Annotated in this window: 19 protein-coding genes; 6 read left to right on the top strand and 13 right to left on the bottom strand. The window is 34.1% G+C overall.

The genetic code is table 11. From position 1 onward, the window contains the following. Positions 1-143: 143 nt before the first annotated feature. Positions 144-2045, top strand: a complete 1902-nt coding sequence (locus tag AB3G39_RS03580; protein WP_369766045.1) for an alpha/beta fold hydrolase — start codon at positions 144-146, stop codon at positions 2043-2045. 78 nt (positions 2046-2123) lie between these two features. Then, complete coding sequence (locus AB3G39_RS03575; RefSeq protein WP_369752696.1) at positions 2124-3320, top strand: aminopeptidase C; 1197 nt, start codon at positions 2124-2126, stop codon at positions 3318-3320. Between the two features lie 86 nt (positions 3321-3406). On the opposite strand, the gene accC is transcribed toward AB3G39_RS03575, so the two are convergent. The 6 genes from accC to pdxA all read right to left on the bottom strand — a co-directional run bounded on the left by accC (position 3407) and on the right by pdxA (position 8401). Then, the gene (gene accC / locus AB3G39_RS03570; protein ID WP_367755712.1) at positions 3407-4753 is read right to left on the bottom strand and encodes an acetyl-CoA carboxylase biotin carboxylase subunit; all 1347 of its coding nucleotides are present in this window, start codon (positions 4751-4753) and stop codon (positions 3407-3409) included. Between the two features lie 90 nt (positions 4754-4843). Beyond that, positions 4844-5320, bottom strand: a complete 477-nt coding sequence (gene accB, locus AB3G39_RS03565; protein ID WP_367755714.1) for an acetyl-CoA carboxylase biotin carboxyl carrier protein — start codon at positions 5318-5320, stop codon at positions 4844-4846. A 23-nt stretch (positions 5321-5343) separates the two neighbouring features. Beyond that, positions 5344-6342 carry a beta-ketoacyl-ACP synthase III gene (locus tag AB3G39_RS03560; protein WP_367757876.1) on the bottom strand — a complete coding sequence of 333 codons (999 nt, stop codon included), beginning with the start codon at positions 6340-6342 and terminating at the stop codon, positions 5344-5346. A gap of 175 nt (positions 6343-6517) precedes the next feature. Continuing rightward, positions 6518-6712, bottom strand: a complete 195-nt coding sequence (gene rpmF / locus AB3G39_RS03555) for a 50S ribosomal protein L32 (protein ID WP_007137315.1) — start codon at positions 6710-6712, stop codon at positions 6518-6520. A 9-nt stretch (positions 6713-6721) separates the two neighbouring features. Then, positions 6722-7267 (bottom strand): DUF177 domain-containing protein, encoded by a 546-nt coding sequence (locus tag AB3G39_RS03550; RefSeq protein ID WP_369752697.1) that lies wholly within the window; start codon positions 7265-7267, stop codon positions 6722-6724. 87 nt (positions 7268-7354) lie between these two features. Beyond that, complete coding sequence (gene pdxA, locus AB3G39_RS03545; RefSeq protein WP_367755720.1) at positions 7355-8401, bottom strand: 4-hydroxythreonine-4-phosphate dehydrogenase PdxA; 1047 nt, start codon at positions 8399-8401, stop codon at positions 7355-7357. Between the two features lie 58 nt (positions 8402-8459). On the opposite strand from pdxA, the gene AB3G39_RS03540 reads away from it, so the two are divergent. The 3 genes from AB3G39_RS03540 (at position 8460) to AB3G39_RS03530 (ending at position 11053) form a co-directional block, all read left to right on the top strand. Then, complete coding sequence (locus AB3G39_RS03540; RefSeq protein ID WP_369766044.1) at positions 8460-9047, top strand: riboflavin synthase; 588 nt, start codon at positions 8460-8462, stop codon at positions 9045-9047. Positions 9048-9314: 267 nt separating this feature from the next. After that, positions 9315-10031 (top strand): DsbA family protein, encoded by a 717-nt coding sequence (locus tag AB3G39_RS03535; RefSeq protein ID WP_369766043.1) that lies wholly within the window; start codon positions 9315-9317, stop codon positions 10029-10031. Positions 10032-10066: 35 nt separating this feature from the next. Beyond that, positions 10067-11053, top strand: coding sequence for a Gfo/Idh/MocA family protein (locus tag AB3G39_RS03530; RefSeq protein ID WP_369766042.1), 987 nt, complete (start codon positions 10067-10069; stop codon positions 11051-11053). Between the two features lie 49 nt (positions 11054-11102). Here the strand turns inward: AB3G39_RS03530 and AB3G39_RS03525 are convergent, their stop codons facing one another. Beyond that, positions 11103-11699, bottom strand: coding sequence for a T9SS type A sorting domain-containing protein (locus AB3G39_RS03525; RefSeq protein ID WP_367772413.1), 597 nt, complete (start codon positions 11697-11699; stop codon positions 11103-11105). A 186-nt stretch (positions 11700-11885) separates the two neighbouring features. Between AB3G39_RS03525 and AB3G39_RS03520 the strand changes: the two genes are divergently transcribed. Further along, complete coding sequence (locus tag AB3G39_RS03520; RefSeq protein WP_369769690.1) at positions 11886-12758, top strand: AraC family transcriptional regulator; 873 nt, start codon at positions 11886-11888, stop codon at positions 12756-12758. 34 nt (positions 12759-12792) lie between these two features. Here AB3G39_RS03520 and AB3G39_RS03515 read toward each other — a convergent pair whose 3' ends face one another. The 6 genes from AB3G39_RS03515 to AB3G39_RS03490 are packed head-to-tail and all read right to left on the bottom strand — an operon-like array spanning position 12793 to position 24644. After that, positions 12793-15198, bottom strand: a complete 2406-nt coding sequence (locus AB3G39_RS03515; RefSeq protein ID WP_369766041.1) for a glycoside hydrolase N-terminal domain-containing protein — start codon at positions 15196-15198, stop codon at positions 12793-12795. Positions 15199-15213: 15 nt separating this feature from the next. Next, positions 15214-16719, bottom strand: a complete 1506-nt coding sequence (locus AB3G39_RS03510; RefSeq protein ID WP_369766040.1) for a family 43 glycosylhydrolase — start codon at positions 16717-16719, stop codon at positions 15214-15216. 22 nt (positions 16720-16741) lie between these two features. Further along, positions 16742-18691, bottom strand: coding sequence for a sialate O-acetylesterase (locus AB3G39_RS03505; RefSeq protein WP_369766039.1), 1950 nt, complete (start codon positions 18689-18691; stop codon positions 16742-16744). Between the two features lies 1 nt (position 18692). Next, positions 18693-20924 carry a glycoside hydrolase family 3 C-terminal domain-containing protein gene (locus AB3G39_RS03500; RefSeq protein WP_369766038.1) on the bottom strand — a complete coding sequence of 744 codons (2232 nt, stop codon included), beginning with the start codon at positions 20922-20924 and terminating at the stop codon, positions 18693-18695. Between the two features lie 42 nt (positions 20925-20966). After that, positions 20967-22637: a glycoside hydrolase gene (locus AB3G39_RS03495; protein ID WP_369766037.1), complete on the bottom strand. Its 1671-nt coding sequence runs from the start codon at positions 22635-22637 to the stop codon at positions 20967-20969. Continuing rightward, positions 22638-24644: a glycoside hydrolase family 97 protein gene (locus tag AB3G39_RS03490; protein WP_369766036.1), complete on the bottom strand. Its 2007-nt coding sequence runs from the start codon at positions 24642-24644 to the stop codon at positions 22638-22640. It lies immediately after the preceding gene. Positions 24645-24776: the final 132 nt, after the last annotated feature.

Below are 24776 nucleotides of genomic sequence, written 5' to 3'. Positions count from 1 at the left end.
TATAAAAATAATATTTTTAGTGAATTAAACACATGCTTATCGCTGTTTTAAACAAAATAACATTTTGAAAGAGTTAACATAATCCTGATTCTCATTTTAGAATAAAATTGTACTTTTAGGAACCCAAAATAATTTAATTTTATATGAAAAAAATACTCCTTACAACCCTAACTATGATGAGTTTAAGCGCAATTGGTCAAAATGTAATGACCCCAGAAAAACTCTGGAAATTAGGAAGAGTAACTCCTATAGGAATATCTACCGATGCAAAAAATGTAGTTTATAAAGTAACTATCCCTTCTGTTGAGGAAAATAAATCGGATTCTAAATTCTATACTGTTCCTGTTAATGGCGGAAAATCAACTGAAGTAGTTGATTATAAAACTTTGGTAAAAGACAAAAACATTTCGCCAGATGGGAAATACATTGTTTACAATGAAGAGGTAAAAATCAACAATGTACTTGGGAAAGATTTTTATCCCGAGCTTGAAAATTCAGATGTTCAAATTTATGATGGTCTAGACTATCGTCATTGGGACACCTGGAATGAAGGTAAATTCAATCATGTTTTTTATAAAGAAACTAGCGAAGGAGCTGTTGGTGTAGATATTCTAAGTTCAGAAGCATTTGATAGTCCGCAAAAACCTTTTGGTGGAGACGAAGATTACATTTGGTCTCAAGACAGCAAACACATTTTATATGTTTCTAAGAAAAAAGTAGGCACACAATATGCCATTTCGACCAATACCAATATTTTTGAATACAATATTGAAACTGGAAAAACGGTAAATAGAACCGAAGATAATCTTGGTTATGATGTAGCACCTAAGTTTTCGCCTTCAGGAAATCTTACTTGGCTACAAATGAAACGAGATGGTTATGAAGCCGATAAAAATGACATTATTGTTGATTTTAAAGGAATGAAAATAAATTTAACAGCAAACTGGGATGGAACTGTAGATAGTTTTACTTGGAGCACTGATGGAACAAAAATCTATTTTATTGCTGCCGTTGATGGAACGAAACAACTATTTGAAGTAAACTTCCCTGGTTTTACAAAAATCGCCGTGCATGTAGACCAAGTTACAAATGGTGATTTTGATGTAAACGAAATCGTAGGGTTCTCTGGAAACAATGTTATTGTTACAAGAGCGGATATGAATCATGCTTCGGAATTATTTTCTTATGATCAAAAAAAGAAAACATGGAAACAATTGTCAAATGTAAACACAGCTACTTATAATTCTTTGGCGCTAAGCAAAACAGAAAGAAGGTATGTCACCACAACTGATGGTCAAAAAATGTTAGTTTGGGTAATTTTGCCTCCTAATTTTGATGCATCAAAAAAATACCCAACCCTTTTGTATTGTCAAGGTGGACCTCAAAGTGCTTTAACTCAATTTTATTCGTTCCGTTGGAATTTTCAATTAATGGCCGCAAATGGTTATATCGTTGTAGCGCCAAATCGTCGCGGAATGCCAGGACATGGAGTAGAATGGAATGAGCAAATTAGTAAAGATTGGGGTGGACAAGTGATGGACGATTACCTATCGGCAATTGATGATGTAGCCAAAGAAAGTTATGTTGACAAAAATCGTTTAGGATGTATAGGTGCAAGTTACGGTGGGTATTCGGCCTTTTATTTGGCTGGGATACACAACAATCGTTTCAAAACTTTTATCGCACACGATGGCGTATTCAATACTCAAAGTATGTTTGGAACTACTGAAGAGGTTTTCTTTAATAATTGGGATTTTGGTGGTGCTTATTGGGAAAAAGACAATGCTGTTGCCCAAAAAACATATACTACTTTCAATCCTGCCAGTTTAGTAGAAAAATGGAATACTCCAATATTAATTTTTCAAGGAGGTAAAGATTTCCGTGTACCAATAGGACAAGGTCAAGAAGCATTTCAAGCGGCACAATTACGCGGAATAAAAAGTAGATTTATCTATTTCCCAGAAGAAAACCATTGGGTTCTAAAACCTCAAAACGCTCAAGTATGGCAAAAAGAGTTTTTTAAATGGTTAAAAGAAACTTTGTAAATTAATGTTAAAAAACAAGCTTATACTGTAACAATTGTTATAAATACACACCAATAGTAAACATCAAAAAATTAAACAATGTATACATTTCAAGTAAAAAATCTGTTTATAGCCTCTACACTAGTATTAGGTATGAGTGTCGCTTCTGCACAAGATGGGTTAGTAAATTCTCTAAAAGTTAATGCCAGTGAAAAAAGTGTTGAAAGTTTTAAATTTACTGACGTAATTAATCTTGCAAATACTTCCATAAAAAACCAAGGTTCATCAGGAACTTGCTGGAGTTATTCTACCAATTCTTACTTAGAATCAGAAATGATCCGATTAGGCAAACAACCTGTCGAAATATCACAAGTATTTTCGGCTCGTAATGCTTATGTGGAAAAAGGCAAGAATTATGTACGTATGCATGGAGCTGTTACCCTAGGTGACGGTGGAGAATTACATGATGTAATTAATATGTACAAAAAATACGGAGCAGTGCCACAAGAAGTTTATAGTGGACTAAATTACGGTACTACAAAAAACAAATTTGCTGAAATGTCAGGAATTACCGAAGCATTATTAGCCGCAGTGGTAAAAAATCCAAACGGAGAATTGACCCCAAACTGGGAAAAAGCATATGCAGCAGTTATTGATTCTTATTTAGGTGAAGTACCAAAAACCTTTGCTTATAAAGGAAAAAATTACACTCCCCAAACATTTGCAAAAGAATTAATAGGGATTAATCCTGATGAATATGTTGAATTTGCTTCTTATTCTACTGAGCCTTATTATAAAAAAACAATGATGATGGTTCCAGATAACTGGTCATTTGATTTGGTTTACAATGTAAAAATGAATGACATGACTGCCATCATTGATAACGCATTAAAAAATGGATTCACTGTAGCTTGGGCAACAGATGTAAGCGAAAAAAGTTTTAGTTGGAAAAATGGTGTTGCTTATGTTCCAACAAAGAACTATGATGACATGACCAAAGAAGAAAAGGAAAATATGTTTAATGGTCCAAAAGAAGAACCAGAAATTACTGAAGAAATGCGTCAAAAAGCATTTGATAATTATCAAACTACAGATGATCATGCGATGCATATTGTTGGAATTGCTAAGGATCAATTGGGTAAAGAATATTATATTGTTAAAAATTCTTGGGGAGCTACAAATGACTACAAAGGTTATTTATACGTAACTAAGGATTTCGTAAAATACAAAACAACCTCTTTTATGGTAAACAAAGCTGGAGTTCCTGCTGCCATTTCAAGTAAATTAGGAGCATAAAAAAAATCCCGAAATAAAATTTCGGGATTTTAATATAAAAAAGCATCACTGAAAAGTGATGCTTTTTTTATTTGATCTTTTTCCTTTTATTCAGGACTAATCATTTTAAAAGTATCCATGAACGCAGTAGTATAATCACCAGCAATATATCTAGGATCATCCATTAATTGTCTATGAAATGGTATTGTAGTTTTAATTCCTTCGATAACGAATTCATCTAATGCTCTTCTCATTTTACTAATTGCTTCCTCACGAGATTGGGCAGTAGTAATCAATTTAGCGATCATTGAATCGTAATTTGGTGGAATGGTATAACCTGAATAAACGTGAGTATCTAAACGAACTCCGTGTCCACCTGGCATATGTAATGTTGTTATCTTTCCTGGTGAAGGTCTAAAATCATTGTATGGATCTTCAGCATTAATACGACATTCAATAGCGTGCAATTGTGGCAAATAATTTTTACCAGAAATAGGCACACCAGCAGCAACTAAAATTTGCTCTCGAATTAAATCATAATCAATAACTTGTTCCGTAATTGGGTGTTCCACCTGAATACGTGTATTCATTTCCATGAAATAGAAATTACGGTGTTTGTCCACTAAAAATTCTACCGTTCCTGCACCTTCGTATTTAATATACTCTGCTGCTTTTACTGCTGCTTCACCCATTTTCAAACGCAATTCGTCTGTCATGAATGGAGAAGGAGTTTCTTCAGTTAATTTTTGATGACGTCTTTGTACAGAACAGTCTCTTTCAGAAAGGTGGCATGCCTTTCCATAAGAATCACCAATTACTTGAATTTCAATATGACGAGGCTCTTCAATTAATTTTTCAAGATACATTCCGTCATTTCCAAAAGCGGCAGCCGACTCTTGACGAGCACCTTCCCAAGCTTTTAATAAGTCTTCTTCTTTCCAAACTGCACGCATTCCTTTACCACCACCTCCAGCAGTTGCTTTAAGCATTACTGGGTAACCAAAAGATTTTGCAATTTCTTGAGTTTGTTCGAATGATTCCAAAATTCCAACTGAACCAGGTACACATGGCACACCAGCTTCAATCATAGTAGATTTAGCAGAAGCTTTATCACCCATTCTATCAATCATTTCAGGAGCAGCACCAATGAATTTGATTCCGTGCTCTTGACAGATTTTAGAAAATTTAGAATTTTCAGATAAGAATCCGTATCCTGGATGTATTGCATCTGCATTTGTAATTTCTGCAGCGGCAATAATATTTGACATTTTCAAATAGGACAAGTTGCTTGGAGGTGGTCCAATACAAACCGCTTCGTCAGCAAACCTTACGTGTAAACTCTCTGCATCAGCAGTAGAATAAACAGCAACAGTTTTAATGCCCATTTCTTTGCAAGTTCTAATTACACGAAGTGCAATTTCTCCCCTATTTGCAATTAATATTTTTTTAAACATCTTGTTTTAAATTTTAAATTATGAATTTTAAATTTTAAATTATTTCAAAACAACAAATTTGTTCGCTCGAAATATATAATTTAAAATTAATTAAGATGGATCAACTAAGAATAAAGGTTGGTCAAATTCTACTGGTGACATATCATCAACTAATATTTTTACAATTTTACCAGAAATTTCAGACTCAATTTCATTAAATAATTTCATTGCTTCAATAACACAAAGCACGTCCCCTTTACCGATAGTAGTACCAACTTCAACAAACATTGGTTTATCTGGAGATGGTTTTCTATAAAAAGTACCAATAATTGGCGATTTTATAGTAACATATTTAGAATCCTCAGCTACTGGTACTGGAACCGCTGCAACTGGAGCAACTGGCTGTGGAGCTAAAGCTTGTTGTAGTGTGTTTTGAGCAGGCATTTGTTGTACATACGTGGTCTCTGTAACATTACCTTCTAAAGTTGTACGAATGGTGATTTTAACATCATCCATTTCTAATTTAACTTCTGCAACTCCTGAATTTGCTACAAATTTGATTAGGTTCTGAATTTCTTTTAAATCCATAATTATTTGTTTTTAGTTTAAATTTATTGTTTGTCGTATGCCCATTTTAAATAAATAGATCCCCAAGTGAATCCCCCTCCAAAAGCAGCCAAAATAATAGTATCTCCTTTTTTAAACAAATGTTCAAAATCGTTAAGCACTAAAGGTAAAGTTGCCGAAGTAGTATTACCATACTTCTCTATATTCATTAAAACTTTAGAATCTTCTAAATTCATTCTACTTGCAGTAGCATCAATTATACGCTTATTTGCCTGATGTGGCACTAACCAATCTACATCCTCATTCGTTAAATTGTTTCTCTTAAGAATTGTCTCACTTGCATCAGCCATATTAGTAACCGCATATTTAAAAACGGTTTTCCCGTCTTGAACAATATTATGTCTGTTTTCTTTTATGGTATCCAAAGAGGTAGGGTGAAGTGATCCACCAGCATCAATTTTCAAGAAATCACGACCAATTCCGTCGCTTCTTAAGTATTCATCTTGCAAGCCTAGACCTTCATAATTAGGTTCAAATAAGACAGCACCAGCACCATCTCCAAAAATAATACATGTGGAGCGGTCCGTATAATCTACAATTGATGACATTTTATCGGCACCTATAAGAAGTACTTTTTTATATCTTCCTGATTGAATATAAGCAGCTGCTGTAGACATTCCATATAAAAAACTGGAACAAGCAGCTTGTAAATCATACGCAAATGCATTTGTCGCACCAATTTGGGTTGCAACATATACCCCAGTTGAAGCAACTGGCATATCAGCGGTAGCGGTGGCCATTATGACCATATCGATTTCCAAAGGGTCAATTTTTGCTTTAGATAATAAATCTTGGGCAGCTTTAATGGCTAAGAAAGAGGTTCCTTTATCATTATCTTTAAGGATTCTTCTTTCTTTAATTCCTGTACGAGAGGTAATCCACTCGTCATTTGTGTCAACCATTGTTTCTAGAACCTTGTTTGAAAGCACAAATTCTGGAACATAAGCTCCAACAGCGGTAATTGCGGCTGTAATTGTATTCATTGTATTCGAATATTTTACATCAAATGTTGCCATTTGAAAAAACGTTTAAAAGAGTTGAAAATTACAAAAAAAATTCTAAACCCATTGTCTTAGAACTTCTTATTTAATTAAAATTATAAACAACAAAAAAACTCTCACTATGTGAGAGTTCAAATATCATTTGTAAAAAAATGCATTAAGCAACAGCTACAGACTTATCTATAACAACTTGCCCTCTGTAGTACATTTTCCCTTCATGCCAGTAGGCTCTGTGGTATAAATGCGCTTCTCCTGTGATAGGACAAGTAGCGATTTGAGCTACAGTAGCTTTATAATGTGTTCTTCTTTTATCTCTTCTTGTTTTGGAGATTTTTCTCTTAGGATGTGCCATTTTACTATATTATTTATCCGTTAATAGTTGCTTTAATTTGTCCCAACGCGGGTCAATATTCTCTTCTTTATTCTTTTCTTCTTCTTTTGATTCTTTTAATGTAAGTTCCTTCAGTTTATCAAGAGCTTCCGTTTTTAAACTTCCATCTTTGACTCCTGGATGAACTCGCCTTAGAGGAACAGACAGCACAATCATTTCATATATATACTGCGCAACATCTATTTCAAATTCCCCAAATGGCAGTATAAGCAATTCTTCATTGTCATTATTATACTCCTCTCCAAAACGGACAATCAACTTCATTTTACCTTTAATAGGCAAATCAAAATCTTCACTTGTAAGATCACAAGGTACATTTACCGTCCCTTTGTGCTTAAAAGCCAATTCAAGCATTGTGCTTTTTTTCTCTAAAACTACATTTACTTTGATGTCTGAATTTTGAAATTCGTCATAATCAAAGATTTCAAAGAACGCATTACTTAATTGATATTCAAAATGATGTTTCCCTAGCTTTAATCCCACAAAAGGAATTAAAAATTCTTTTGTATTCTTCATTTCAACATAATTTTACCCCAAACTTCGGGAGTGCAAAGATATAAAATTATTACAAAACTAATAATCTTATTTATCTTTTTTTATTTACTACTGTTTTTCTTTAATCTTCAGTGGTTTTTGACTGATTTCTTCGTATTGAATTCTAGAACGATAAATATCTAAAGCAAGATAAACCGCTTCTTTAAATGAGTTGTAATCCGCCACCCCTTTCCCAGCAATATCATAGGCAGTACCATGATCCGGCGAGGTTCTTACTTTATTTAAACCAGCCGTATAATTCACTCCTTTTCCAAATGACAATGTTTTAAAAGGAATTAAGCCTTGGTCATGATATGTAGCTATTACAGCATCATATTTTTCATATTGACCACTTCCAAAAAATCCATCAGCTGCAAAAGGCCCAAAAACCATAGTTCCTTTTTCAAATATCTTCTTTAATGTCGGCTTCAAAATCACATCTTCTTCATTACCAATTACTCCCCCGTCTCCACAGTGTGGATTTAATCCTAAAACTGCAATTTTTGGCTTATTTATACTAAAATCCTGAATAAGTGACTGTCTTACTGTTTCTATTTTTTGTTTTATCAAATCTTCTGTAAGATGAGATGCTACCTCACTCAACGGAATATGATCCGTCAATAAACCAACTCTCAAATTATCCTGAACCATCAACATTAAGGCATTCCCTTCTAGTTCTTGATTTAAATAATCAGTATGTCCTGGAAATTTAAACTCTTCCGATTGAATGTTATATTTATTTATAGGAGCTGTAACTAAAACATCTACTACTCCTTCTTTTAAAGCCTTAGTTGCTGCGATAAACGATTTTACTGCATATTCTCCTACTTTATCGTCATTTACTCCTAAATTTAAATCTACACCTTCTTTCCAAAGATTAAAAACATTGATTTTCCCTGGAAGAATTTGATCTAGTTTATCGATTCCATGAAGTGAAACCGTAGCATTTAAATTCTTTTTTATAAAAGACATTATTTTCACATTGGCAAAAATAACTGGCGTACACAGTTCTAACATACGGGAATCCTCGAATGTTTTTAGAACAACTTCGCTTCCAATACCGTTTAAATCTCCTATTGAAATTCCAACAATTATATTTTCTGCTTTTTTCATCATGACCTCACGTTATTTATTGCTAATTTTGAAGTGCAAATTTAGTAAAATAAAATAAGAAATGTTTACAGGAATCATAGAAACCCTTGGTACTATCCAAGAAATAAAAAAAGAAAAAGACAATATTCACGTAACGGTGGACTCTTCTATAACAGCGGAGCTCCAAATTGATCAAAGTGTCTCTCATAATGGCATTTGCTTAACTGTAGTAGCTATAAACAATAATAGCTATACCGTAACAGCAATTGACGAAACGATAAAAAAAACAAATCTTGGTGACTGGAAGGCTGGAGATAGTGTCAATCTTGAAAGAGCTATGAAATTAGGTGATCGACTCGATGGCCACATCGTTCAAGGTCATGTAGATCAAACTGGTATATGCATTTCAACGGAAGAAACTAATGGAAGTTGGTCTTACACATTTGAGTACGACGAGACTCTAAACAACCTTACTATCGAAAAAGGTTCGATTACCGTTAATGGAGTAAGTTTAACCGTAGTAGACTCCAAGAAAAATCAATTTAGTGTTGCCATTATTCCTTATACCCACGAGCATACTAATTTTAAAGATTTTAAAGTAGGTACTAAAATAAATCTTGAATTTGATGTAATTGGAAAATATGTATCTAAATTATATGCTTCAAGATAGCTATTAAAATCTCTTATTTTAAAGTATAAAACAGAAACAGTACTTAGTTTAGATTATACAGTTGTCATTTTTAGTATTGATTTTATTTAATTCGAAAATAACCCCGTTTAACCCATCAATATCCGTTTGATGGGTTTTTTATTAAAAAAAAACCTTTTTCTTATCATCCTAATTTCCCAATAAAAAACTAAAACAAATTATTGATCAAGAGGAAATCACTACATTTGTATATACAAATTAAGAACTTACTACAATACTTAAAACACAATGGAAAATAAATTAAAAGTACAAATCTGGTCGGATATTATGTGCCCATATTGTTATATAGGAAAAAGAAGAATTGAAGGCGCTTTGGCACAATTTAATCATAAAGAATCAGTAGAAATCGAATGGAAAAGTTTTCAACTGGACGCAAATTTTGTGGCCTCAGCTGACGATAATATGGCAGAACATTTAGCTGAAAAATATCGAAAAGATAAAGAATGGGCACAAGAAATGATGGACAGCATGACGCAAAACGCAAAAAACTCTGGACTAGATTTTCATTTTGAAAAAGCAATTATGGCCAATTCATTTAATGCCCATCGTTTATTGCACTTAGCTAAGAAATACAACCTATCTAATGAATTAGAAGAGCTTTTGTTTAAAGCTTATTTAACAGATGGCAAAAATGTAAATGATTTAGAAACACTTACTCAATTAGGACAACAAGCGGGATTAGATACTAAAGAAATTGATGCTGTCTTACATTCTGATGCTTACGCAAAAGAAGTAAAGGAAGATATTGACATGGCACAAAAAATAGGAGTTCAAGGCGTTCCGTTTTTTGTTTTTGACAATAAGTACGCTGTTTCTGGAGCACAACATGTCGAAACTTTTGTAAAAACGTTAGAAAAGGTATGGGATGAGGGTCAATTTGATTCTAAAATAACCGTACTGAATACAACCGAAGGAGAAAATTGTGGAATAGACGGATGTAATTAATTCATACCTTGGTCTAAAATCAATTATTACAAAATATGGAAAACAGCAAAACAACAATCCGATGGGGAATACTAGGATGTGGTAATGTTACCGAAATAAAAAGTGGTCCTGCTTATCAAAAAACAGACGGATTTGAAATAGTAGCCGTAATGAGAAGAGACACTGAAAAAGCGGCTGATTATGCTAAAAGACATTGGATAAGCAAATATTACACTAATGCTGATGACTTAATAAATGACCCTGAAATAGATGCTGTTTACATAGCTACGCCACCTGATACCCATAAATATTATGGTCTAAAAGTAGCCATTGCAGGAAAAAGTTGTTGCATTGAAAAACCGCTTTCGCCAAATTACCAAGATAGCTTAGCAATCTATGAAGCCTTCAAAGAAAAAAACATCCCTTTATTTGTTGCTTATTACAGACGAACATTACCTCGTTTTCTGCAAGTAAAAAAATGGATAGACAATAAAACCATAGGCGAAATAAGACATATAAGATGGCATTTAAGCAAACCTACAACTGATCAAGATTTATCAGGAAATTACAACTGGAGAACAGATGCCAAAATCGCAACAGCTGGTTATTTTGACGATTTGGCCAGTCATGGACTGGACCTATTTACTTTCCTTCTAGGAAATATAAAAGAAGCATCTGGAATAAGTATAAACCAACAGGGATTATATTCAGCCAAAGATGCCGTAGCAGCAAGTTGGGTACATGAATCAGGCATTACTGGATCGGGAAGTTGGAATTTTGGTTGTTTTACAAGGGAAGATACCGTTGAAATTTATGGGAGTAAAGGTAAAATTGCCTTTTCTATATTCGAAAACGATCCTTTACTTCTAACAAATGAACAAGGTGAAACGAAACTTCATATTGAACATCCCGAAAACATTCAACTGTACCATGTTCAACAAATGAAAGACAGTTTACTCCATAACGGCAAACATCCTTCTGATGGAAAAACTGCAACTCACACCAATTGGGTAATGGACAAAATTATCGGAAATATAATATAAAAAAAACAGCTCTATAAAATAGAGCTGTTTTCATAAATTCTGTTGTTAATTATTTTTTAGCCGAAACTGTCTCCATGAAAACTTTATCACCATACGTCATAACGAATGTATATTTTTCATACGGTAAGTTTTTGATATCAAAAACCTTTTCAACATTTTGATCTACTAAAACTGGAGATGTATACACTTCCTCGTCAGCTTGATTATAAATTTTAATGCTTACAGGGTTTTTGTACAAATTAAAAATGCTTAGAGAAACTAAACCATTTTTGTTTGTAAACACTGGCTTGTACACCTCCGAAACTGGACTTGAAGCAAGAACTGCAGTTTTCCCAATCACAGAAATCTCATATTTCGCGATTTTCGTATCTGATTCTGCTACAAGAAAATATGTTCCTTCTGGCAAAGCTTTTAAATCATACGTTCTGTTAATACTTCCTTTAGAGTTAACATTTTCAGTGTGAATCAATTTATTGTCTAAATCATAAATTGACAATTCTACTTTATTTGACTCATTAAGAGCAAAAGTTACCGTCTTACCTTCTCCTTTTTTTACATCTAACGAAAAATCTTTTTCTGATGCACTTACATTCATAGCGGTCAATACAGCTGCTACTACCAAACTAAATTTTAAAATCTTTTTCATAATTTAAGTTTTTAGATTTATAATCCTTTTAACTATTACAAATCTACGGCAACCATTTCATTGAATATAATGCAGGATTTTCACGATTCTACGCTATTTTACCTTTTACGAAATCGATAAAGGTTAAAAAAGCTAACAATTCCGCAATGTTTACTAAATTTGCATACTAAATCAATAAAAAAGAATATGAGACCTATACACCTCAACTTAGAAATCATAGTCCCCTCTTTTGGAAGTTCATTTTCTATAGCGAAACATGAACAAAACAACAACGTACATACAAATCACTGGCATTATCACCCTGAAATAGAATTAGTTTATATAAATGGAGGCTCCGGTAAAAGACAAGTAGGCAGTCATGTCTCGTATTATAATGATGGTGATCTAATTCTTATAGGTAGTAATTTACCTCATTGTGGTTTTACAGATGAAGAAACAGGGAATAAAAAAGAAACGGTAATACAAATGAAACCTGACTTTCTTGGAAACAGTTTTTTTGAAATTTCAGAAATGACAAATATTAAAAACTTATTCAGCCAAGCCAAACAAGGAATCTCGTTTGTTGGAAAAACGAAAAAAATAATTGGAGAACGAATAGAAGCACTTGATGAACAAAATCAATTAGAAAGATTACTAAGCATGTTGTCTATCTTAAATGAATTAGAGTTATCAAAAGAAAGCGTCATATTGAATGCCGAAGGATTTTCGATGGAAATGCAAATGCAGGACAATGACCGCATGAATGTGGTATATAATTTTGTGAAAGACCATTTTCAAGAAAGCATAAGCCTAGAAGAAATATCAGATCTTGTTGCAATGACTGTCCCATCCTTTTGTAGGTATTTCAAAAAGATAACCAACAAAACATTTACTAAATTTGTAAATGATTATCGATTGGTGCACGCATCCAAATTATTAGCTGAAAAACAAATCAGTATAACTGACGTTTGTGATGAAAGTGGCTTTAACAATTTAGGACATTTTAATAAATCGTTTAAAGAATTCACTGGGAAAAGTGCCTATCAATACCGTCAAGAATTAAGAACCTTTTTAGAATAAAAAACAATATTTGAGACTATACTTTATTACATTCTTACCAGTTTAAAGTTATCTCCTGGCCTTTTTTTAAAGTTATCCTTTTACTTTTACCTCCGAAAATCAATTCTGTTTTACCTCCCTTTTTAGAAAGAACAGACACTTTTTCTAGTGTTTTACCATTCCATTCCATGGAAATTTCAAATCCGCCTCTAGCACAAATTCCTTTTATAGATCCGCTTTCCCAGGCATCTGGCAACGCAGGAAGCAATCTTATTTCGGTTTCGTTAGACTGTACCAACATTTCAGCAACTGCGGCAGCACCACCAAAATTACCGTCAATTTGAAACGGTGGATGTGCATCAAATAAATTTGGATACGTCCCTCCTTTTCTAGATTTATCTGATTTCTTTAAATCCGGCTCAACATAATGAAGCAACTCTCGGAACATTTTATAAGCATGATTGCCATCCCAAAGCCTTGCCCAAAGATTAATACGCCAGCCTTTTGACCAACCCGTTGTTTCATCTCCTTTTATTTCAAGTGTTCTTTTACTGGCAGCGGCCAAATCAGGAGTTTGTAATGGTGCTATATGATTGCCTGGGAAAAGCCCGAATAATTGCGATTGATGACGGTGCTTAGGGTCTTCGTCATTCCAATCAAAATACCATTCTTGTAAATTTCCTTCTTTTCCAACTTGATATGGATGTAATTTAGAAAGTGCGGTTTCTAGTTTTTCTCTAAAATAGGCATCAACATTTAATACTTTTGAAGCTTTAATCGTTTTATCGAAACATTCGCGTATCATCGCTAAATCAGCCGTTCCACCATACAGTGTAGCGCCAATAAAACCATCGGGAGCGATGTAACGATTTTCTGGCGAAGTGGATGGTGAAGTAATTAAATTCCCGTTTGTATCTTCAATCAACCATGCTAGACAAAACTGTGATGCGCCTTTCATTATTTCGTAACCTTCCGTTTTTAAGTAATTTTTGTCTTGGGTAAATACATAATGTTCCCAAATATGAGTACTCAACCAAGCTCCAGCCATGTTCCAACATGCCCACATAGGTTCTTCTTTTCCAAAAACCCCCACAGGATTTGTCATAGACCAAATATCCGAATTGTGAGCAGCTGCCCAACCCACATTAACACCATAAAATGTCTTAGCGGCTACTTTACCAGTTACCGACAGGTTTTTTATAAAACTCAAAAGTGGTAAATGCATTTCAGAAAGGTTGGTGTTTTCGGCAAGCCAATAATTCTCTTCCAAATTTATATTCATCGTATAGTTACTACTCCAAGGTGGATTTAAGTATGGGTTCCAAATTCCTTGTAAATTAGCAGGAACTCCTAGAGTTCTAGAACTGCTGATCAGTAGATACCTACCGTATTGGAAATACAATACTTCTAGATTTTTATCTTCATTTCCATCTGAATAGCGCAACAAACGTCTGTCTGTAGGCAAATTTGGAGCAGTAGTTTGTCCCAAATTTAAAGCAACTCGATTGTAAAATTTTTGATAATCAGCAATATGAGTTTGTTTTAATTTATCAAATGATTTAGAAAATACTTTGTTTAAATTGGCAAAAGCTATCGCTTTATCATTCAAGCCTTCGTAAGCTGGATTTTTATCAAAACCATTAAAACTAGTTGCAATCGAAACATAAATCAAGGCTTCAGTGCCGTTTATTAAGCCTAAACTGGTATTAGAACTTATAATTGTTCCATCTGTGTTTTTAATTTTAATCAAGCTTGTAAAACGTGTTCCTCTTCCTTTTTCCGATAGAAATGCCGGAATAACTTTATAATCTGGGTTTTCGTGAATAGGTGCCACTCCATTCATTGAAAGTAAATTGCCATTTACCTCTGTTTTGAACTGCAACAAACTAGTCGCATTAATATCAAAACTTAAGGCTCCTTTTTGACTGCTTGTCAATTTAATTACCATGATTTGGTCTGGTGCTGAGACAAAATATTCACGGTTGAATTTTACACCATTAATTTCGTAACTTACTTTAGAAATAGCATTTGAAATATCTAGTTCACGGTAGTAATTACTTACTTTTCCAGTGTTCTGGTGGTCAATATACACGGTACCGAGTGGCGCAAAAGACTCCGAGTTTTTACCTTGAATCTTTTTATTTAATTCTTCTGCCAGTTTATAATTATCGTTTTTTAATGCCTCACGAATAGCGGGTAAATTTTTATACGCTTCGGGATTCATATTTGTATTTACTGGTTCTCCTGACCAAAGGGTAGCATCATTCAAATAAATTTTATCAGAATCTACACCTCCAAAAACAGTTGCTCCCATTTTTCCATTTCCTAAAACCAAACTTTCTTCAAAATATTCCGCTGGTTGATTGTACCAAAGAACATGGTCAGATTGGGCGGAAAGTATTCCACAAAAGGAGAAAAAAATAAAAACTAAAAGTTGTTTTTTTAAGAGGTTTGAGTTCATCTGTAGAAATTCTAGCTAATTAATAAGTGGTTTATATATAAAATTTTTAAAAATAACTTTGCCTTCACCAACAGCAGAAAGCCCTAGACGTAGACTCATAAAACCGCTTAATACATTATGATTGAAAGAGGAAACTTCTGCCGAATTTTCGATTTTTATCCATTCTTTCCCATCTAAACCATAATACATGTTTACAAGTTGTTCCTTTTTTTCTAAGCGAAGAAAGAGATGTCTCTTATTTATATTTTTTTGGGTAGGAAATTGCCATGATCTAAGTATAGCAAGTATATTATTTTTATCAGCTGCAATTCCTGTATAAAGTTTACTATCATAGAAAAGCATAAGTCCTGCTGTAGCATTTCCCTCAATTTCAACTTCGACTTCCGCTATATAAGAATGGTCAGAAGGAGTACATAAAAGTGGTGAGCTTTCGCCAATACTCTTTCCTTTTCCTTCAATTTTAATTCCATCTTTAGTAAGTTTAAACCTTTCCGTTTCAAACTCGTTAAAGAATTGCCATTGCCAACTAAGTATTGTAGTTGAAAAAGTATCGGAAAGTGAAAAATCACTTTTAGAGGTCTGACCTGCTGGTTTTTTAATTTGTTCTTCCGTTTTTATTCCTTCAGGGCTTTTATACCAACCATCATTAGTCCATTCTACTGGTTGCAGAAGTGTTTGACGTCCCATATTATAATTCCCATTTTCATAACCATGAAAAACCATCCACCATTTTCCATTAACATCGTCAATTAGCGTTGCATGACCTTTAGACCACCATTTTTCAGAACTTTCTTTTGTTCTCACTATCGGGTTATACGGTGAGTTTTCCCAAGGCCCAAAAGGTGATTTGGATCTTGCGGAAATTACCATGTGACTTGTAGCTGGCCCGGCAGTTCCTCCTTCAGCAACAGTAAGGTAGTAGTAATCTCCGTGTTTAAAAACTTTTGGTCCCTCCATACAAAAACATTCTAAAGACCATTCCGTTGGTATTTCCCACCCATCATACACGTGTTTACCAGTACCAATGACCGAAAGTCCATCTTTGGATAACGGGACATAATTACCATTACTAAAATAAAGGAATCGGTTTCCATTTTCATCTTCAAAATGTCCAGGATCAATATTGCCAATTTTCAAATCTATCGGCTCGCTCCAAGGACCGTTTATAGTATCTGCCCAGACCACAAAATTGGTTTCATTGGCAGGAAAGTAGATATAAAATTTGTTATTGTATTTTACTAAATCTGGTGCCCAAACTGAACCTACACTTTTTTTAAGGGCATTTATAACCGGCTTCCAATTTATTAAATCTTTAGAAGTCCAAATTAATAATCCTGGATAATAATTGAACGAAGAATGCACAATATAGTAATCTTCTCCATTCCTTATTATTGATGGATCTGGGTAATCTCCCGCAAATATAGGATTTTGGTAAAATCCACTGTTTTCTTTAGTTCTTTGGTTCTGTGCATTAATTGCAAGCGACAAAGAAAGTAATAATAATAGAATGGATTTTTTCACAATTTTAAATTTCAATAATTAATTATTTACTGACTTGATACTTCTCAATTGCTGTAATCAGTTCCCAATCATCAGTTCTAAATGGGGAAGCAGGAAATTTTTCTTTATTGAATAGATTAATTTCCGTATCATCATCTGCCCAACCGTAATGAACTGCTACAGGATTTGGCACATTTTTACTAAAAAGAGTTACTTTATTGTCTTTAATAATGGCCTTTGCCACATAAAAAATCTTGTCAACTCCAGCAATTTCAAACCCTTTTAGACTATTATTTTTATCCAAAGTAGTCAATCCATTTCCAATATTATCAAAAGTCAAAATAACTTGGTTTCCTTTTGTTTCTTTAGAAGTATACATTGGTCCACTACAAACCATTTTTTTACCGTAAACATTGTTCAAAGCAATTGCTGCTAATCGTTTCCCTACAACCTGTTTGTTCGTTGGATGAATGTCTTTTGCGTTACCAATATCAGTCGTTATAGCCATTCCTGTATTAGACAATGATAGGGTTTGAGTTTGAGCTTCACGAAGTTCAGCCCATTTACTGCCTTTTTTACTATTCCCACCAAATTCATCAAAAGTGGATAACTGAACAAAATAAAACGGAAAATCACCTTGATTCCATTTGGTTCTCCAATCCTTAATTATCAATGGGAAAGCTTTTTTGTATTGTTCAGCTCTGCTAACATTAGCTTCTCCTTGGTACCATAAAACGCCTTGAAAAGCATACGGAATTAATGGATTGATCATAGCATTGTACAATAATGAAGGATAACTATTGGGCGATAAAGACGTTTTTACAACAATTACTTTGTACTTCCATTTTCCTTCTAAGGGAACTATTATATTGCCCAAGATCAAATTCAAATCAGAAGATTCTCCATATATTCCACCACCACCACTGTTATCAACAATTCTTATGGCAATGACATTTTTTCCTTCTTTTAATAAATTGTCTGGAATTGCATATACTCTTTTAGCATCCCACATGGTAATTCGACCCACTTCAATTCCGTTAACATAAGTAATGTCTTCATCATCAATTTTAGACAAACTTAAAGTTGCTTTATTTTTAATATCTGCTGCAGAAAGTGTAATTGTTTTTCGCATCCAAACTACACCGTCTAAATCTCCCAATGGTTGATTCTCCCATAATCCAGGCACGTTAAGTTCGGCCCAACTGTCATCGTTAAATTCAAATTTTTTAAAAGTATTTTCGTTAGCAGTACTTACATTTGTCCCTTGAATTCTTTCGACCCTTTCTTTCATGGCTATGGCATACCTTTTTGAAATAGAATCGGTATTTAATGCGGGTACATTAGCAATCATGTCCTTAAAATCTTCACTTTTTTCGAATGCTTGACGGCTTGTCCAAGTTTCCACACAGGTTCCACCCCAAGAAGTATTTATAATCCCGATTGGGATTTTTAATTCGGTATATAATTTTTTAGCAAAAAAGTACCCTACCGCCGTAAAATCCCTAACGGTTTCTTTACCACAAACAGCCCATTTTCCTGCTTTTAAATCTTCTTTTGGTGAACCACTCAAATCTTGCGCAACACCAAAATGACGAATCATTGGATAATTTGAATCTTTGATTTCATTTTCGAAATTCAATGTTTTATACATTTGAAATTCCATATTTGATTGTCCGCTACAAATCCACACTTCCCCTACTAAAACATCAGTGATTGCAATTGCATTATTTCCTTTTACAGAAAGTAGGTAAGGACCTCCTGCTTTTTCAGCATCTAATTGAACCATCCATTTTCCCGAAGCATCGGCTTTAATGGTTTTGGTTTGTTTATGGAAGTGGATCTCTATTTTTTCATTGGCATCAGCCCAACCCCAAACCGGAATTTCCTTGTTGCGTTGCAAAACCATTCCGTCTGAAAACAATAGAGGCAATCGCACATTGGCATTTACCATTATGGTTGAAATCAGAAAAAGAAATACGCTACTTTTTTTCATTTTATTTAATAATTATATTAACTTCTTTCTTAATATCACGAGAAGAACTTCCTAATTTTAAAGTATAATTACCTGGTTCAACAGTCCAACTTTTCGATTGAACATTATAATATGCTAATTCTTTTACTGGAACTTTAATCGTAACTATTTGCGAATTTCCTGCTGTCACCAATACTTTTTGAAACCCTTTTAATTCTTGGGTAGCACGGGTAATTTTTGAATCTGATTTGGAAGAATACAATTGAACTACCTCTTTACCATCCACTTTTCCTGTGTTTTTAACCGTTACAGCAACTTCAATTGTCTCATCAGTAGTATATTCTTTTTTATTTGTTTTTGTATTTTCGAATGCAAAAGTGGTGTATGACAATCCAAATCCAAAAGGATAAAGAGGGACAATGTTTTTAGTGTCAAACCAACGGTAGCCTACTAAAATTCCTTCAGCATAATTTACTGTTTTGTCACCTGGAAAACTGCTCGTGGCGTGTGCGGGTGAATCCATGATTTTTTTAGGCATCGTCCAAGGTAGTTTTCCTGATGGATTTACTTTTCCTAATAATACATCAGCCAAAGCATTTCCTCCTTCAGAACCATTAAACCAACTCCAAACTAAAGCCGATGTTTTTTTACCTATTGCGTCGATATCAAAAGGTGCTCCAGCAATCATGACCACAATAGTTTTTGGGTTCACTGCTAATACTTTTTTAATCAATTCCTCTTGTCCAAAAGGTAAGTTTAAGCTTCTGCGATCAGAAGCCTCGGTTTCATAATCACGGTTTGAACCAGCAAATACAATAGCTACATCAGAATTCTTAGCAGCTTCTAAAGCTTCTAGCAATTTAACAGGATCTAATTGATCAATAGTGACAGGGCCATTCAGTGTAATATCCCCTAATTTTCCTTTATTTTTCTCATCATAACGTTCTAAATAGCCTTCGGCATAATTGATTTTGATGGATGCTGGCAATCTGTTTTTTAAACCTTCTAAAGGGGTAATCTCTCTTTTGGTTTTCACTCCTGCGCCAAAACCGCCCAATGCATTTTTCTTTGTAGCATTGTTTCCAATTACAGCAATTGATTTTATTCCATCTAATTTTAATGGCAATGCGTTGTTTTCATTTTTCAACAAAACCACAGATTCCGCAGCAATTTTATAAGCATCTTGATAGTGCGCTTCGGTTGCAATGCTTCCTTTAACTCGATCTTTTCCCCCCATTGCTTTTACTTGAAACAATACGTTTAATATTCGTTTTACATGTTTATCAATTTCTTTTTCTGAAATTTGGCCAGCTTTAGCAGCCGCAATTAGTTTATCTGCCAAGAAAAATTCATTGAAAGGTTTTGGAGTTCCCATTTCGATATCCAAACCGTTTTTCAAGGTCTTTACCGTACTATGTACCGCTGCCCAATCAGAAACCACAACTCCTTTAAAACCCCATTCATCCCGTAAAATTTTATTGAGCATGTAATCATTTTCACACAAGTATTCGCCTCTAAACTTATTATAAGCTCCCATAATACTGTAAGCATGAGCCTCAGTTATAGCCGCTTTGAATGCTGGTAAATAAATTTCACGAAGAGTACGTTCATCCATTTGAACATCATAAATATCTCGATTTGTTTCTTGATTATTAGCAGCAAAATGTTTTACGCAAGCCATAACATCATTGTCCTGTAATCCAACGATTAACGGCACTGCAATTTTTTTGTTTAAAAAAGGATCTTCAGACATGTATTCATACGTTCTGCCTCCAAGTGGTGTTCTTACGATATTAATGGCAGGTGAAAGCAACATATCTTTATCTCTAGCACGCAATTCCTGACCCAAACTATTCCCAAATGTATACGCTAAATCAGCATTCCAAGTAGCCGCCAAACCTCCACCTGCCGGATAGTAGGTAGCAAAATCATTATCTAAGCCTGCGGGAGCCCAATTGTCACGAGAGATTTCTTCACGAACGCCCAATGGACCATCAGCCATTTTTAATTCTGGAATACCCAAACGTTCTACAGCACCTGTTGAAAACATACTATTTCCATGCAGCATTCCTATTTTTTCCTCCAATGTCATTTGAGCAACTAATTTGTCAATTTGCTCACCAAATTCAGTGCTTATCTCTTTTCCTTGATCGATTTTTGTATCAGTCGAAGTAACAGATTGCATCTCATTTTTACAAGAAGTAAAAACGACAAAGACCATTGCTACAGACAGGTATATTATTTTATTTTTCATACTTATTATTATTGTTGTTTTTTGAAATATTATTTTGATTATCTATTGTTTAACAAAATTTAGAAGTAAAACATCATTTTCATTTAAATTAAAGTCTTTACTATAGATTCCATTTGAATCAACTGTCACTTTTTCTGTTATAAGTGGTGCACCATTATTGTGTTTTTTTAGTGTATTTACTTGTTGAAGAGTTAACTGATTTGGTTTGTTCATTCCAAGAAATTCGGTATAAACGTCATTCTCTTTGTACCCTACTTTGTAAATCTCTAAAATATAAGTGCCTTTTTGAAGTCCTAAAACTTCAATTTTTACACTTCCTTTTAATTTGGATGGTAAATCCTGAACATAATATTGTTGATTATTTATGGAGTTTGAAGGAAGTGTATAGGTAAAATCCCAAAATAAAACCTGTACATCCCCATTTGCATTTTTGGTTGCCCAAGAGGATTTGTCACTGTTTTGAAGTTCTGTTTTTCCTAATTTGTTTAATAAATAATAAGAGAAATAGGCTGGCTTCTTAATTCCTTGAGTATTCAACAAGCCAAATCCGCCGTGAAAAGGCGTAAATCGCGGGCCTGCTTCTTCAAAAATATCGGTGAAAACCCAATACGACATTGAGTTCGCAGCATTACCTACTTGTTTCAGTTTTTGAAGAATATAAGCTGCAGAATGGTAACTGTCATGAACGGGATCAGCAGGAGTGTATGATGAACTCCATTCCGTATAATGCAATTCCAGATTGGGTTTTGCCGAATTTGAAATTTGCTCACGTGAAGTTATTACCTCTCCACTCACACTAGAATTATCTTTATTTAAAACGGTTCCCGTGGTCCCAAATTCATCTAAAAATCCCTGTTTTACTCCATAGGTGTGTGTAGAAATAAAATCCAATGGCACATTATTTTTACTACAAAATTCAATTATTTCCGGAACCCAAGCTGCTCCAGCTGTAGCTGGACCACCTACTTTGTAAGCTATATTTACACTTTTAATGGCTCGAGCAGTATATTCATACAATTTAAAATATTCGGCTTGCGTACCCGACCAAAAACCTGGTGATAAATTGGGTTCGTTCCAAACCTCGAAATACCATGTTTTTACTTCTTCAGCTCCATAACGTTCTGTAAAATGTTGTGTCAAATTACGAATTAGATCTTCCCATTTATTATAATCTTTTGGAGGTGTAACATTCCCTTTCCACCAAAAAATAGTTTCACTTCCACTAGCCAAAGCTGATGGCATAAACCCTAATTCAATGAAAGGCTTCATCTTGATGCTCAAAAGAAAATCGTACAAAGCATCAATATATTGGTAATTGTATTCCGGATTTCCTTTAGCATCTTCATGATAAACTCCCATATCGTCTGTTAATAAACCATGCATCCGAATGTATTTAAAATCACACTCTTTCTTAACCATAGCCAATTGTTGCTGCCAATCAGCTCGTAGTCCTTCATTGGCTCGTCCCGCTCCAATGCATTCTTTAAACATGGTATTCAATTCCCCTACTGATTTATTATAATCGACTTTTATAATCCTGCTGTAAGTTGCTGATTTTTTAGAATTGGTATCTTGTCCAAATACTACAGAATTATTTAGACAAAATAAGATCGTAAGAAATAATAGAATTCGTTTCATGTATTCTGATTTATATTTTTGAATACTAAAAAGGGAGTAAGGAATTGTAAAAACATCACTTTCTCTAAATAGCAATTATAATTTTTTAAATCGGACAGCCGTTCCACCAGCTCCACCTAAATGCAATTTCAATACATCTGAAGCTTTTACTCTTTTTTTAGAAATGCTAACTACTTCTGGATTATGAGTTTGATCTGTTCCTGCAGCATCAGCATAAATTTGGGCTTCATAAGTGGCATTCGAATCTAAAAATGATAAAGAAATGGTTAAATCCCTACTTTTCTCATTGGTTATACTTCCCAAATACCAATCGGCACTATTCTCATCTTTACGAACGGTCGTGATGTATTCGCCAATTTCACCATTTATAACTTTCGTGTCTTCCCAATCCGTTGGAACGTCTTTCAAGAATTGAAATTCTGGCCTTCCTTCGTAATTTTCAGGGAGATCAGCCATCATTTGTATTGGAGAATAAAACACTACATATAATGCTAATTGTTGTGCCGTAGTTCCGTGTATTCTTTTTCCTGGATATCCTTGTTTGATTTCCACATCCAAAACTCCCGGAGTATAATCCATTGGACCTGACAACAATCTAGTAAAAGGTAAAATAGTTACGTGACTTGGTGGATTTCCTTCACTCCAAGCATTGTATTCTTGTCCACGAGCTGCTTCTCTGGCTAACATATTAGGATATGTTCTACGTTCTCCTGTATCTTTTATTGGTTCGTGAAAGAAAACGGCTAAATCATATTCGGCAGCTTTTTTCAATACATATCTAAAATAGTTTACCCCAAATTGTCCGTGATGCCATTCTTTCATATTTAACTTGGAACCTACATGACCAATTTTTACGGTATGAATTCCTAACTTTTTATATAAAGCAAAACCAGCATCAATTTCTTTCAAATAGTTAATTAAGTTAGATCCCGTTTCATGGTATCCAATTAGTTCAACCCCTTTTTGATTTCCATATTCCACTACTTTATCCAAATCAAAATTATCAGCACTTTTAGTAAAACTGAACATGTACATGTGGTTTTCATACCAAGCGGGCGTCCAACCTTTGTTCCAACCTTCAATTAATAAATGATGAAAACCTTCTTTGGCAGTAAAATCAATATATTCTTTAGCATGAGCTGTAGTTGCTCCTTGAATGTCACTTTCCCAAAATGAATATTTCCCAATGTGCATTCCCCACCAAATTCCGAAATATTTATATGGTTTTACATAATCTGGTTTTCCCATTTTATTGGGTTCGTTTAGATTTAAAATCAAATAGGAATCTATTAAATCACCCGCTTTTTCACCAATTTGAATGGTTCTCCAAGAAGAAGTAAAAGTATCTTTCACTCTTACTTTCACTCCATCGGCCCAAGGCACTAAATCTGATTTTAGCTCAGTTCCTTTGGTTTTTACCAAAGTCATACTTGCAAAATCGATTAAGTTTGCTTCGTGAAAACTCAATTTTAATCCACTTTTACTTTCGATTGTAAGTGGAGTGTGAACCGTATCTAAAGTACTTACTGGAGAGTTTTCATATAAATATTCATAGCGATTTTCTCTATAAGCAGGAATCCACCATGCTTTCCCATCTTCTTTTAGGTTGAAAGTCGTCTTTTCATCCATGATAAAAATACTGTCTTTGGTTCCTTGTTCTGGATACACATATCGAAAAGCGACTCCATCATCAAAAGCACGAAACTGAATTTCCAACTTGCGGTTTTCTTTGTTTTTTTGCTGCAATTGCACCACCATTTGATTGTAGTGATTCCTGATTTTTTTCTTTTCTCCCCAAACTTGCTCCCAAGTTTCATCGAAAGTAGAATTCACCACTTTAACAACTTTAAAGTTTTTGCTAAAATCATCATTGTTTTTTAGCATAAAACCCATGTCAGAAGGGGTAATCACCTGCGTTTTCCCATGGGATATTGCATATTTTGGTGCATTCCCAACGAGTTGAAACTGAATTGTGTTTTTCCCTTCCGGAGATACCAATTCATAGGATTTTGTTTTTTTGCCTTGAGCAACACCTATACTTACGGATAGTAATAGAACGGAAAGTATTAGTTTATTTATCATTTGAAGGTACTGTTTTTTATAGAAAAATGTAATCGGTATTGTTTATCAAAATTTGATTTTTTTGAATAATTCGATTTCATTTTATTATTTCTTAATCGTCTTTTATAAATCGGGAAATTAGGCAAACCTCAA

The organism is Flavobacterium sp. WC2416, from assembly GCF_041200095.1.
Classification (GTDB): Bacteria; Bacteroidota; Bacteroidia; order Flavobacteriales; family Flavobacteriaceae; genus Flavobacterium.
This window is presented reverse-complemented; position numbering and strand designations above follow the sequence as displayed.

What these genes read in the sequence shown, in the direction of transcription:
- AB3G39_RS03505 (WP_369766039.1), bottom strand. Translation starts at nt 18,691, where the DNA reads ATGAAAAAAAGTAGCGTATTTCTTTTTCTGATTTCAACCATAATGGTA.
- AB3G39_RS03560 (WP_367757876.1), bottom strand. Translation starts at nt 6,342, where the DNA reads ATGAATACAATTACAGCCGCAATTACCGCTGTTGGAGCTTATGTTCCA.
- AB3G39_RS03515 (WP_369766041.1), bottom strand. Translation starts at nt 15,198, where the DNA reads ATGAACTCAAACCTCTTAAAAAAACAACTTTTAGTTTTTATTTTTTTC.
- AB3G39_RS03500 (WP_369766038.1), bottom strand. Translation starts at nt 20,924, where the DNA reads ATGAAAAATAAAATAATATACCTGTCTGTAGCAATGGTCTTTGTCGTT.
- accC (WP_367755712.1), bottom strand. Translation starts at nt 4,753, where the DNA reads ATGTTTAAAAAAATATTAATTGCAAATAGGGGAGAAATTGCACTTCGT.
- AB3G39_RS03540 (WP_369766044.1), top strand. Translation starts at nt 8,460, where the DNA reads ATGTTTACAGGAATCATAGAAACCCTTGGTACTATCCAAGAAATAAAA.
- pdxA (WP_367755720.1), bottom strand. Translation starts at nt 8,401, where the DNA reads ATGATGAAAAAAGCAGAAAATATAATTGTTGGAATTTCAATAGGAGAT.
- rpmF (WP_007137315.1), bottom strand. Translation starts at nt 6,712, where the DNA reads ATGGCACATCCTAAGAGAAAAATCTCCAAAACAAGAAGAGATAAAAGA.
- AB3G39_RS03550 (WP_369752697.1), bottom strand. Translation starts at nt 7,267, where the DNA reads ATGAAGAATACAAAAGAATTTTTAATTCCTTTTGTGGGATTAAAGCTA.
- AB3G39_RS03580 (WP_369766045.1), top strand. Translation starts at nt 144, where the DNA reads ATGAAAAAAATACTCCTTACAACCCTAACTATGATGAGTTTAAGCGCA.
- AB3G39_RS03530 (WP_369766042.1), top strand. Translation starts at nt 10,067, where the DNA reads ATGGAAAACAGCAAAACAACAATCCGATGGGGAATACTAGGATGTGGT.
- AB3G39_RS03520 (WP_369769690.1), top strand. Translation starts at nt 11,886, where the DNA reads ATGAGACCTATACACCTCAACTTAGAAATCATAGTCCCCTCTTTTGGA.
- AB3G39_RS03535 (WP_369766043.1), top strand. Translation starts at nt 9,315, where the DNA reads ATGGAAAATAAATTAAAAGTACAAATCTGGTCGGATATTATGTGCCCA.
- AB3G39_RS03575 (WP_369752696.1), top strand. Translation starts at nt 2,124, where the DNA reads ATGTATACATTTCAAGTAAAAAATCTGTTTATAGCCTCTACACTAGTA.
- AB3G39_RS03490 (WP_369766036.1), bottom strand. Translation starts at nt 24,644, where the DNA reads ATGATAAATAAACTAATACTTTCCGTTCTATTACTATCCGTAAGTATA.
- AB3G39_RS03525 (WP_367772413.1), bottom strand. Translation starts at nt 11,699, where the DNA reads ATGAAAAAGATTTTAAAATTTAGTTTGGTAGTAGCAGCTGTATTGACC.
- accB (WP_367755714.1), bottom strand. Translation starts at nt 5,320, where the DNA reads ATGGATTTAAAAGAAATTCAGAACCTAATCAAATTTGTAGCAAATTCA.